This is a genomic window from Pseudomonas sp. 10-1B, from assembly GCF_000935045.1.
Taxonomy (GTDB): Bacteria; Pseudomonadota; Gammaproteobacteria; order Pseudomonadales; family Pseudomonadaceae; genus Aquipseudomonas.
The window spans coordinates 1-11865 of record NZ_JYKS01000018.1; the positions used below are offsets into that span (position 1 = coordinate 1).

The 11865-nt window shown below is 65.6% G+C and carries 10 protein-coding genes and 1 pseudogene; 8 read left to right on the forward strand and 3 right to left on the reverse strand.

What is annotated here, in order from left to right; translation table 11 throughout:
- The 4 genes from TZ03_RS12110 to TZ03_RS12125 form a co-directional block, all read left to right on the forward strand.
- Nucleotides 1-841: amidohydrolase (locus TZ03_RS12110; protein ID WP_051097879.1), on the forward strand; the 841-nt coding region annotated here is incomplete at its 5' end.
- Nucleotides 842-920: 79 nt separating this feature from the next.
- A complete protein-coding gene (locus TZ03_RS12115; RefSeq protein ID WP_051097841.1) occupies nucleotides 921-2231 on the forward strand; it encodes a citrate-proton symporter in 1311 nt (436 codons plus the stop codon).
- The gene (locus TZ03_RS12120; protein WP_177328459.1) at nucleotides 2231-3685 is read left to right on the forward strand and encodes an amidase; all 1455 of its coding nucleotides are present in this window, start codon (nucleotides 2231-2233) and stop codon (nucleotides 3683-3685) included. The genes TZ03_RS12115 and TZ03_RS12120 overlap by 1 nt, the downstream gene beginning before the upstream one ends.
- A 65-nt stretch (nucleotides 3686-3750) precedes the next feature.
- Nucleotides 3751-4524, forward strand: a complete 774-nt coding sequence (locus TZ03_RS12125) for an IclR family transcriptional regulator (protein WP_051097843.1) — start codon at nucleotides 3751-3753, stop codon at nucleotides 4522-4524.
- Nucleotides 4525-4661: 137 nt separating this feature from the next.
- Here the strand turns inward: TZ03_RS12125 and TZ03_RS12130 are convergent, their stop codons facing one another.
- Nucleotides 4662-5534 (reverse strand): helix-turn-helix domain-containing protein, encoded by an 873-nt coding sequence (locus TZ03_RS12130; RefSeq protein WP_051097844.1) that lies wholly within the window; start codon nucleotides 5532-5534, stop codon nucleotides 4662-4664.
- 177 nt (nucleotides 5535-5711) lie between these two features.
- On the opposite strand from TZ03_RS12130, the gene TZ03_RS12135 reads away from it, so the two are divergent.
- The 4 genes and pseudogenes from TZ03_RS12135 to TZ03_RS12150 form a co-directional block, all read left to right on the forward strand.
- Entirely contained in the window at nucleotides 5712-6539 is an 828-nt protein-coding gene (locus tag TZ03_RS12135; protein WP_051097845.1) for an SDR family NAD(P)-dependent oxidoreductase, read from the forward strand.
- A complete protein-coding gene (locus TZ03_RS12140; protein ID WP_051097846.1) occupies nucleotides 6536-8254 on the forward strand; it encodes an FAD-dependent oxidoreductase in 1719 nt (572 codons plus the stop codon). Before TZ03_RS12135 ends, TZ03_RS12140 begins: the two co-directional genes overlap by 4 nt.
- Nucleotides 8254-8583 (forward strand): NIPSNAP family protein, encoded by a 330-nt coding sequence (locus TZ03_RS12145; protein ID WP_051097847.1) that lies wholly within the window; start codon nucleotides 8254-8256, stop codon nucleotides 8581-8583. Before TZ03_RS12140 ends, TZ03_RS12145 begins: the two co-directional genes overlap by 1 nt.
- Before the next feature lie 188 nt (nucleotides 8584-8771).
- Nucleotides 8772-10154 (forward strand): annotated as a pseudogene (locus TZ03_RS12150) (MFS transporter); the annotation flags it as partial.
- Here the strand turns inward: TZ03_RS12150 and TZ03_RS28715 are convergent.
- Both TZ03_RS28715 and TZ03_RS12160 read right to left on the reverse strand, forming a co-directional pair.
- Entirely contained in the window at nucleotides 10090-11001 is a 912-nt protein-coding gene (locus TZ03_RS28715) for a LysR substrate-binding domain-containing protein (protein WP_082056618.1), read from the reverse strand. The pseudogene TZ03_RS12150 and the gene TZ03_RS28715 overlap by 65 nt on opposite strands.
- Before the next feature lie 174 nt (nucleotides 11002-11175).
- A complete protein-coding gene (locus TZ03_RS12160) occupies nucleotides 11176-11832 on the reverse strand; it encodes an HAD family hydrolase (RefSeq protein ID WP_051097849.1) in 657 nt (218 codons plus the stop codon).
- Between the last annotated feature and the right edge of the window lie 33 nt (nucleotides 11833-11865).

Consider the following 11865-nt stretch of genomic DNA (forward strand, 5'->3'; position numbering starts at 1 on the left):
CCGGAGATGCCACGGTAAATCACAACCCCATCTGGCGGAAGGTGGGGTTCATGGATCGCACTCGATCTTCCAGCCGGCCGAGGAGGGCCAGGGTGGTGCCGAGGCGATGCTGGCCGATGGTCTGCTGGAGCGCTTCCCCTGCGATGCGCTGTTCGGCATGCACAACATGCCGGGGCTGCCGGCCGGGCACCTGGGCTTTCGTGAAGGGCCGATGATGGCCTCGCAGGACTTGCTCACGGTCACCCTCGATGGGGTAGGCGGGCATGGCTCGATGCCGCACCTGACCGTGGACCCGCTGGTAGCGGCGGCCAGTGTGGTGATGGCGCTGCAAACCGTGGTAGCGCGCAATATCGATGCGCAGGAGGCGGCGGTGGTCACCGTCGGCGCCTTGCAAGCCGGCGAAGCAGCCAACGTGATCCCGCAGCAGGCGCTGCTGCGCCTGAGCCTGCGTGCGCTGAATGCCGAGGTGCGGGCGCAGACCCTGGAGCGGGTGCGGGCGATCATCGTCAGCCAGGCGCAAAGCTTTGGCTGCCGTGCCACTATCGAACATCGCCCGGCCTACCCGGTGCTGGTCAACCATGCCGCGGAAAACGCCTTCGCCACGCAGGTAGGGGTCGAGTTGCTCGGCGCCGATGCGGTAGACGGCAACACCCGCAAGCTGATGGGTAGCGAAGACTTCGCCTGGATGCTGCAACGCTGCCCGGGTGCCTATCTGTTCATCGGCAATGGCGTATCGCGGCCGATGGTGCACAACCCGGCCTACGACTTCAACGACGACATCCTGCTGACCGGCGCCGCCTACTGGGGCGCGCTGGCAGAGCGCTGGCTCGCGCCCGCCTGACCTCTTTTGACGACTGCCGCTGGAACCCGGGCGCGACCGCGCCTGGGCGATCACCCAATCATTGTGTGGAGTGTTCCCTATGCAGACTTCGAGCACCGGCGTGTCGCGTACCCGGCAAGTGGTTGCTGCCGTCATCGGCAATGCCCTGGAGTGGTATGACTTTATCGTGTATGGCTTCCTGGCCAGCATCATCGCCCGGCAGTTCTTCCCGTCCGACGACGAGTACGCCTCGCTGCTGATGGCCTTGGCCACCTTCGGCGTCGGCTTTTTCATGCGCCCGGTGGGCGGCGTGTTGCTGGGCATGTATTCCGACCGCAAGGGCCGCAAGGCGGCGATGCAGATGATCATCCGCCTGATGACCGTGTCGATCGCCATGATCGCCTTTGCCCCCGACTACCTGGCCATCGGCATGGCCGCGCCGCTGCTGATCGTGGTGGCGCGCATGCTGCAGGGCTTTGCCACGGGCGGTGAGTACGCCAGTGCCACGGCCTTTCTGGTGGAAAGCGCGCCGGCCAATCGCAAGGGCCTGTATGGCTCCTGGCAATTAGTGGGGCAATGCCTGGCGGTGTTCTCCGGGGCGGCGATGGTGGCCCTGGTTACCCATTTGTGCTCGCCTGAAGCGCTGGACAGCTGGGGCTGGCGCATACCGTTCGTACTCGGCCTGCTGATCGGCCCGGTGGGGCTGTGGATCCGCAAGCACATGGAAGAGCCCGAGGAATTCGTCGAGGCCCGCCGCCAGGCCAAGGGCCAGTCGCCCAGCCTGTGGCAGGTGTTGCGTGAACACCGGCGCAGCCTGCTGGTGTCGATGGGCCTGGCCTGTGGCGCGACGGTGTCGTTCTACGTGGTGCTGGTGAACATGCCGACCTTCGCCCACAAGAACCTCGGCCTGCCGCTGGACCAGGTGCTGCTGGTGCAGATGCTGGCCGTGGGGTTGATGACCGTGGTGATTCCCCTGGCCGGGGCGTTGTCTGACCGGCTGGGGCGGCGCCCGGTGCTGATGGCCTTCACCCTGGCATTCTTCGTGATGGTCTACCCGCTGTATGTATGGGTGGCCGCCGCGCCGTCCCTGGAGCGCCTGCTGGTGATGCAACTGCTGCTGTGCACGGCCATTGGCGGCTTCTTCGGGCCGGCACCCACCGCATTGGCCGAGCAGTTCCCGGTCGAGGTGCGTTCCACCGGGGTGTCGGTGGCCTACAACGTGGCAGTGATGGTGTTCGGCGGCTTTGCCCCGTTGATCGTCACCTGGCTGAGCAAGGTGCTCGACACCCCGGTGGCGCCGTCGTTCTACGTGCTGTTCGCCTGCCTGCTGACGCTGCTGGGCACCTACTGCCTGAAAGAAGCCCCCCGGGCGGGCAAGCCAGCCGCCTTCAACCTTGGAGTAAAACCGTGATGCCACTAGCCATCGACCCCATCGTTGCCCTCGATGCCGAGGCATTGTCCCAGGCCATCCATGCCCGCCAGCTATCGTGCCGGGAGGTGATGCAGGCCTACCTGGCGCATATCGAACGGTTCAACCCGCAGGTCAATGCGCTGGTCTCGTTGCGCCCGGTTGAGGCCATGCTGGCCGAAGCCGATGAGCGTGACCGCGAACTGGCCGGTGGCCATTCGCGTGGCTGGATGCATGGCATGCCGCAGGCGATAAAGGACCTGGCCGCCACTGCCGGGCTGCGCACCACCCTGGGCTCGCCACTGTTCGCCGAGCAGGTGCCCGAGCAGGATGCGATCAGCGTGGCGCGAGTGCGGGCGAGCGGGGCGCTGATCATTGGCAAGAGCAATGTGCCGGAGTTCGGCCTTGGCTCGCAGACCTACAACACCCTGTTCGGCACCACCACCAATGCCTATGACCTGGGCCGGGTGGCCGGTGGCAGCAGTGGCGGTGCAGCAGCGGCACTGGCCATGCGCCTGCTGCCGGTGGCCGACGGCAGTGACATGATGGGGTCGCTGCGCAACCCGGCGGCGTTCAACAACGTGTTCGGCCTGCGCCCGTCGCAGGGCCGGGTGCCCCATGGGCCGGCGCCGGAACTGTTCGTGCAGCAGCTGGCCAGCGAGGGGCCGATGGGCCGCAGCGTCACCGACGTGGCGCGCTTGCTGTCGATTCAGGCCGGTGCCGATGCGCGTGTGCCATTGGCACTGAGCGATGGCCAGCGCGACTTTGCCGCCGGCTTGCAGCGCGATTTCCGTGGCGTGCGGGTTGGCTGGCTGGGCGACTACAACGGCTACCTGCCGATGGATGACGGGGTGATGAGCCTGTGCGAGTCGGCGCTGGCCGACTTCGCCGAACTGGGCTGCCGGGTCGAGGCCTGCCAGCCGGCATTCGACCTGGCGCGTTTGTGGCAGTGCTGGCTCACCCACCGCCACTTCCTGGTGCACGGCAACCTCGGCGCGGCCTATGCCGACCCAGGCAAGCGCGCATTGCTCAAGCCCGAAGCGCAGTGGGAAGTGGAGGGCGGACTACAGCTGAGTGCGGCGGCGTTGTACCAGGCCTCGCTGGACCGCAGCGATTGGTATCGCGCACTGGGCAAACTGTTCGAACGTTACGATTTCCTGCTGCTGCCATCGGCCCAGGTGTTCCCTTTCGATGCACGGCAGCCATGGCCGACGGTGGTCGGTGGGCGGGCGATGGACACCTACCACCGCTGGATGGAAGTGGTGATCGGGCCAACCCTGGCCGGCTTGCCGAGCATCAGCGTGCCGGTCGGTTTCAACGCCGCCGGTTTGCCCATGGGCCTGCAGATCATTGGCCCGGCCCAGGCCGACCATGCCGTGTTGCAGCTGGCGTATGCCCATGAACAGCTCACCCGTTGGGTCGAGCGGCGCCCACCCCAGGGCCTGCAAGCGCCATGAAGTTGCTGGGCAGGCGCGGATATTGCTGGCTATCCTGAGCATCCAGCTACAGGGAGGTCATACACATGGGTATAACGGCGGACAGTGGCGGCGTGCGTTCGGTGGAGCGGGCGCTGGCCATCGTCGACCTGCTGGGCGAACACCAGGCACTGGGCCTGGAAGAACTGCATTACCTGACGTCCCTGCCCAAGGCCACGGTGTCGCGCATGCTCGCCACCTTGCAGGAGCAGGGCTGGGTCTATCGTGGCCTGAGTGACCGGCGTTATCGGCTGTGCGCGCGGCGCCTGTTCGGTGATCGCCAGCAACGCTTCAAGCGGCGCCTGGTGGAAAGCGCCGCGCCCATGCTGCTGGAGCTGAGCGAGCGCACCGGGCTGGTGGCCGATTTGTCGTGTTTCGATGGTGAGCGGCTGGAGGTGATGGAAAGCGCCATCCCCCAGGTCTTGCGCAAGCGCTACCCGCACACCTGCCAGATCGTCGGGCACCATGCCAGCCTGTTCCACTCGGCGATGGGGCGGGCGTGCCTGGGTGAGCTGGCGGTCGATGAAGTGCAGCGCCTGGCGGCCCATGAACGGCTGCGCGACGACACGCTGCTGCGCAATATCGAGGAGGAGGCGCACAAGGGCTTTGGCCAGCGTACCGAAGGGCATTGGGAGTATCCGGTGCGGTTGCCGTTCCTGATTCGCGCCATTGCCCTGCCGGTGCATGCCGAAGGGCGCCTGGCCGGAAGCATTGCCTTGCACTGGCCGCTGGACCAGGCACCGGTGGAGCGGGTGCTTAACCTGCACCTGAGCAGTTTGACAAGCACGGTGGGCGAGGTGCAGCGGGCCTTGGCTGTCTGAGTCATCCTGCACCGGCCTCTTCGCGGGTAAACCCGCTCCCACAGGGATTCCACAATGTTCAAGGCTGTGGTGAATCCTGTGGGAGCGGGCGTGCCCGCGAAGAGGCCGGCACAGGCCACGGCAAAAGCCTGCAGGTGTTACTGACCCTCGCGAAACCCGCTAGGGCTCACTCCCGCCTGCTTGCGAAAGAACCGGCTGAAATACCCCACATCGACAAACCCCAGCTCATGGGCGATCTCTTTAACGCTCAGGCTCGAATGCCCGAGCATGCGCTTGGCCTCCAGCACCAGCCGGGCATTGATCACGCTCATCGGCGTCATGCCCAGGTGCTCCTGGCACAGCCGCCCCAACGTGGCCAGGGTCATGCCCAGTTCTGCAGCGTATTCACCCAATGACCAGTGCGCGCGGTAGTGCATGTCCACCAGCTCCCGAAAACTGGTCAACTGCTGGCTGCGCCGGGACGTCGGGCGCTGCTCGCCCTCGGTCACTTGCGGTTCATGGCGCAGCACCTGGATCAACAGCGTCAACAACAGCGCCATGCTGCTGGCTACATGCTCGCGGGCGCGGTTGTGGTATTCCTCGCGCAAGGCACGGCACAGTGGCAGCAACGGGTCTTCGTCAGCCGCCCACCGCGGCAGGGCGATCACCTGGGGTTTGCGCACCTGCGCCAGCAGTTTGGGTGCCAGCACCTGGGTGATGCTTTCCAATGGATGCTGGGCGGCAGTGATCACCTGGCCCTCGACCTGGCCGGCCCAATGAAAGCCATGCACCACTTGCGCCGGCACATACACCACGCATGGCGCCCGGGCTTGCAGCCGGTCGCTGTCGAACAGCACTTCACCACCACCGCTTTGCAGGTACAGCAGCTGCAGCAAGCCTTCGTGACGGTGGGCGGCAATCTCCCAGTTGTACGCGCCGGAGCGCTTGGAGATCTGCTCCACATGCAGGGCTTCGTGCCACACCGGCTGCGCGGTTTCACCGTACAGGGCGTAGTTGGGGATCTTGTTCATGTTGTTGTAGTTGTTCTGTTCGGTACCTGGCTACTGTGCCACAGCTGCACGCAGGCTTCAGGGTGCAAGGGGAAAATTGACGGAAATGTGGGGCTGGTTGCAGGTTTTGTCCATTCTGCCGGTGCGCCTGCCGGCCCTAGGCTGTGGCCCAGATCAAGCGACACTCTGGAGAGCAGCATGCACAACAACAAGATCCCCTCTCAGTGGCTGGGCCTGGATTCGGCCGTTTGCGTGATCACCGGCGCTGCCGGTGGCATTGGCGCCGCGCTGGCCGCCGCGCTGGTCGGGCAGCAGGCCCATGTGGTCCTGCTGGACCGCGACTTGGACAAATGCCGCGAGCTGGCTGCCACCCTGGCTGAGCATAGCCTCGGTGAGGTCAGCGCCCTGGCTTGCGACATCGCCGACCCGGCTAGCGTGGAGCAGGCCGCCACCCAGGTACAGGCGCTGCATGGTCGCTGCGATGTACTGGTCAACAACGCCAGCGTGCTACGCCCCGGCGCGCTGGACACGCTAGGCCTGGAGCAATGGAACCAGGTGCTGGCGGTCAACCTCAGCGGCTATTTGCTATGTGCCCAGGCCTTCGGCCGTTCGATGCTGGCCCGCGGCCAGGGCCGCATCGTGCATGTGGCCTCCATTGCCGCCCATTACCCACAACCCAACAGCGGTGCCTACAGTGCGGCCAAGGCCGGGGTCAGCATGCTGTCGCGGCAGATTGCCGTGGAGTGGGGACCACGCGGTGTGCGCAGCAACGCGGTATGCCCTGGGTTGATCCGCACGCCATTGTCGGCGGCGTTCTATGCCGACCCGCAGGTCGAGCGCCAACGCAGTGCCATGACCGCCAACCGGCGTATCGGTGAGCCGCAAGACATCGCCGAGGCCGTGCTGTTCCTGGCCAGCCCGCGCGCCGACTACATCAACGGTGCCGAACTGACCGTGGATGGCGGCCTGGAGAGCATGCCCATGGCCCTGATCCCGCGCCCGGGCTTCGAGGGGGCAGGCCAATGAACACACGCAGCTGCGATGTACTGGTGATCGGTGCGGGGGCTGGCGGCCTGGCCACGGCGATCACGGCGAAAAAGCTTGGCCTGGAGGTCATCGTCATCGAAAAGGACGACTGCTTTGGCGGCACCACAGCGTTTTCTGGTGGGGTGTTGTGGGTGCCAGGCAACAAACACGACGCCAACGACAGCCACGCGGCGGCCATGACCTACCTGCGCAACGAAACCGGCGCCTGCTTCGACGCGGAGGCGGTCGAGGCATTCCTGCGCCATGCGCCGCAGATGGTGGATTTTTTCGAGCGCGAGACGGCGGTGAAGTTCGTGCCCACGCTGTACCCCGATTATCATCCGCAGGTCGAGGGCGGTGTCGACGTTGGCCGTTCGATACTGGCCGCGCCTTACGACATCCGCGGCCTGGGGCCAGACATGGCGCGCCTGCGCCCGCCGCTGAAAACCATCACCTTCATCGGCATGATGTTCAATTCGTCGAATGCCGACCTCAAGCACTTCTTCAATGTGACTCGTTCGCTGACTTCCTTCGTGTATGTGGCCAGGCGCCTGCTGACCCACCTGAAGGAGCTGGCCCTGTATCGCCGCGGCACTCAGGTCACCAGTGGCAATGCCTTGGCGGCGCGGCTGGTGCGCTCGGCACTGGACCTGGGCATTCCGATCCTCACCAGCACCCCGGCGCGGCAGTTGTTGCGCGAAGGCGGGCGAGTGGTGGGGGCACTGGCCGGGCAAGCCGACGGCGAGCTGCGCATCCAGGCCCGGCGCGGAGTGGTGCTGGCCTGTGGCGGGTTCTCCCATGACCTGCAACGGCTGCGCCAGGCCTACCCGCATGTGCGTCGCGGTGGCGAGCACTTTTCACCGGTACCGGCGGGTAACACTGGCGATGGTGCACGCATGGCCGAGGCGCTGGGGGCCAAGGTCGATATCCGCCTGCAGGCGCCAGCAGCCTGGATGCCGGTGTCGAAGGTGCCAGTGGGTGGCGGCCGGCATATCGCCTTTCCGCATTTGCTCGACCGCTACAAGCCGGGTGTGATCGGGGTGTTGCGCTCGGGGCGGCGTTTCACCAACGAGTCCAACTCCTACCATGACGTAGGCGCGGCGTTGATCGACGCCTGTGCCGACCAGGCGGAAACCGCCATGTGGCTGGTGTGCGACCGTCGCACCCTGGCCAAGTACGGCCTGGGGTTCGCCAAGCCTGCGCCGATGCCGTTGGCGCCATTGCTGCGCAACGGCTACCTGTTGACGGGCAAGACCCTGGCCGAGCTGGCAGGCAAGGCCGGTATCGACGCGCAAGGGCTGGAGCGGACCGTGCGCGAGTACAACCTTGGCGCGGTACAGGGCGAGGACCGCCAGTTCGGCCGCGGCAGCACCAGCTTCAACCGCTACCTGGCCGACCCGCAGCAGCGGCCCAACCCGTGTGTGGCTGCGGTAGGCGAGGGGCCGTACTTTGCCGTGAAGGTGATCATGGGCGACCTGGGCACCTTCGACGGGCTGCGCACCAGTGTTGTCGGCGAGGTGCTGGCAGTCGACGGCCAAGCCATCGACGGCCTGTATGCGGTAGGCAACGACCGCGCCAGCATCATGGGCGGCAATTATCCCGGTGCGGGCATCACCCTGGGGCCGATCATGACGTTCGGCTACATCACTGGGCGTCATCTGGCAGGTGTCGAGCAGGGGCTGGCGGCGGTGGGCAATGCGCGGGAGGTGGCGTGATGGCCCCGGCAGTTGTCGATCACCGCATCTACACCATCCGCCCGCGCTGCATGGCGGCCTTTCTCGAAGCCTTCGACCAGTTGGCGATGCCGATACTGCTGCGTCACCTCGGCGCACCGTTGGCGTTCTACACCAGCAGTATCGGGCCGCTGAACCAGGTAGTGCACTTGTGGGGCTATGCCAGCCTCGATGATTTTGAAAAACGCAGCGCAGCACGGGATGCCGACCCGGACTTTGCCGCGTATCTGCACGCCACCCGTGACCTGGTGGTGGCGCAGGAGACACGCATCATAAGGCCTGTGCACTTACCCAGCCTCGTACTCGGATGACAGCGCACTTGTGGGAGCGGCCGCATAGGCCTCAGGCCCTGTGCAGTACCTGTGGGAGCTGGCTTGCCGGCGATGAGGCCGGTCCAGGCAATACAAGACAGTTGCTTCCACAGGGACCGCGCAAGTTGTCATTTCTTGAGCACGACTCCCGATACACCGTCATAAAAACAACAACAGGTGATACCCCTATGAACAACACGCTCGACGTGCGCCAACTGATCGACCAGCAACCCATCGGTCGCTACCAGAAATGGGTGGTGTTCCTTGGCTTTCTGATCATTGCCCTGGACGGCCTGGACGTGGCCATCATCGGCTTCATTGCCCCGCAACTGAAAAGCGACTGGGGCCTGGGTGCGCAAAGCCTGGGCCCGGTATTGAGTGCCGCGCTGATCGGCCTGGCCCTCGGCGCCCTGGTCGCCGGCCCACTGGCCGACCGCTACGGGCGCAAGGCGGTGTTGCTATGCAGCGTGCTGCTGTTCGGCATCTGGACCCTGGCTTCGGCCTTTTCCCCCAATCTGGAAGCCCTTGTCGCGTTGCGCTTTCTCACCGGCCTGGGCCTGGGCGCCGCCATGCCCAATGCCAGCACCCTGGTCAGCGAATATGCCCCGGCGCGCAGCCGCTCGCTGCTGATCACCCTGGCGTTCTGCGGGTTCTCCCTCGGTGCGGCGGCCGGTGGTTTCGTCAGTGCCTGGATGATCCCCAACCTGGGCTGGCGCAGCGTACTGGTGCTGGGCGGGGTGTTGCCGCTGTTGGTCTTGCCGCTGCTGTACTGGCGCCTGCCGGAGTCGGTCACCTTCCTGGTCAGCAAGGGCGCGGACCGCCAGCGCATCCTGGCCATTGTCCGCCGCCTGGCCCCTGAGCGGGTCAACGCCGACAGTACCTTCGTCATGCCTGGCAAAACGCCGGCCGCTGGTGGTGCGATCGGCACCATCCTCTCGCCGCGTTATCGCTTTGGTACCTGCATGCTCTGGGCCGGCTACGTGCTGGCGCTGTTTCTGGTCTACCTGTTCAGCGGCTGGCTGCCGACGCTGGTGAAGGAGGGGGGCGGTTTTTCGGTATCGGAAGCTGCCATCGTCACGGCCTGTTTCCAGATTGGCGGGCCGGTGGGAGCAATTTCAGTAGGTTGGGCCATGGACCGTTATCCGGCGCAACGCGTGCTGGTGCTGACCTTCCTGTTCAGTGGCGCGGTAATCTTTGCGATTGGCCAGGTAGCTGCGGATTTCGCCTGGTTGTGTGCGATTGCCTGGGCGGTGGGCTTTGGCCTGAACGGTGCCAGTGTGGGCATGAACGCATTGGCAGCAGGCTTTTACCCAACCGAGGCTCGGGCGACCGGTGCCAGTTGGATGAGCGGCATCGGGCGCCTGGGGGCGATCCTCAGTGCCTTTGCCGGGGCGCAGATGCTGGCGCTGGGCTGGAGCTTCGCCCAGGTGTTCGCCTCGCTGCTGCTACCTGCCGGGCTGGCGGCATTGGCAGTGTGGTTGCAGGGGCGGCAGGCAACGCAGCGGTTCAGCGCTCCAGGCTGTACATCCGGCACTCCGCCAGCAGTGCCAGCAGGTTCGGCTCCCGCTCCCGCGCCTTCAGGAACACCACGCCGATATGCTGCTGCAGGCGATATTGCGCCTTCAAGGCAATCAACCTGACCCGGTTTTCGTACACCGCCGCGATGCGTCCGGGCAGCAGGGCAAAGCCCACGCCCGAGCTGACCATGCTCAGCAGGGTGAAGATATCGTTCACCTGCATGGCCACCTTCGGTTCGAAGCCGGCCTGCTGGAACACCCGCGCGCCATCGCGGTGGGTGGCGAAGCCTTGGGTCAGGGTGATGAAGGTGGAGTCGGCCAGGTCGGCCAGGTCCACCTCGGCCTGCTCGGCGAACGGCGAGTTGGTGGGGACGGCGAGGAAGATGTCGTCGGAGAACAGCGGCAGTTGCTCGCAGGCCGGGTCGCTGACGCTTTCGTCGAGCGACACCAGGATGGCCTCCAGCTCGTGGTTCTTCAGGCGCTGCAGCAGGTCGACGTTGGAGCCCAGGGTCAGGTCGATGTTCAGTTCACTGCGGCGCAGCTTCAGGCCCATCACCAGCTTGGGCACGGTTTTTACCGTCAGCGAGTAGAGCGCGCCCAGGCGGAAGCGCTCGGCATAGAAGCCGGCGGCCTCACGGGTCTGGCGCACCATCTGCTCGGCGTCCTGGATCAGCTGGCGGGCTTTCTTTTCCAGCACGTAGGCGCTTTCCAGCGGGATCAGCTGGCGGCCTTCGTGCTTGAACAGCGGGCAGCGCAGGGCGCTTTCCAGCGAGTGGATGGCGCGGTGCACGCTGACGGCGCTGGTGGACAGCTCGGCGGCGGCGCGGCCGAGGTTGCCGCTGCGCATGAAGGCGAGGAAGGTTTCCAGCTTCTTGAGGGTCAGTTCTTCGTCGATGAGCATGGTATGGCCTGGGGGCGCGCAATGGCAGGGTCATGCATGTTGTTTTGGAATTCCGGGGCCGCTTCGCAGCCCATCGCCGGCAAGCCCCCACAGGTATTGCACATGGTTTGAAGCCGATGCGGTCGGGGTGGGAGCTGGCTTGCCGGCGATGGGGCGCGAAGCGGCCCCGAATGCTCATTGCATGGAATCTATCAACGCCCACAACGCTGGATCGTTGAAGTCATCTATCACCAGTTTCGCCCCCGCCGCCAGCAACCGCTCCGGCGTCTGGGTCGTGGCCACGCCCACGGTAAAGATCCCCGCACCACTCGCCGCCGCTACCCCCGGCAGCGAATCCTCGAAGGCCAGCGCCTGCCCGGCCTCTGCGCCCAGGCGCTGCAGCCCGGTGAGGTAGGGTAGCGGGTCCGGCTTGGGCCGCGCCAGTTCCTCGGCCACCAGCACATGCTCGAAGCGCTGGCCCAGGCCCATGGCGCTCAACATGTGTTCGGCGTTGAGCCGCGGTGCGTTGGTCACCACGCACATGCCAAGACTACGGGCCTGGGCATGTTCCAGCAGGCGCAGCAAGCCCGGCATCGGCTCCAGGCAGGGGGCCATCTCCCTGAACAGCGCTTCTTTGCGCTCGGCCAATGCCTGGCACTGTTCGGCATTGGCGCCCGTGAACAGCTCGGCGAACAGCTCGCCATTGGCGCGGCCACTGACCTGGGCATCGAACTGCGCCTGGCTCAGCTCGCGGCCGTCATGCTCACGCAGCAATTGGCGAAAGGCCTGCAGGTGCAGGGTATCGGTGTCGGTCAGGGTTCCATCGAGGTCGAACAGCAGGGCGGTCAGCATCAGGTATCCAGGTATGAAAAACACAAGCCCGCT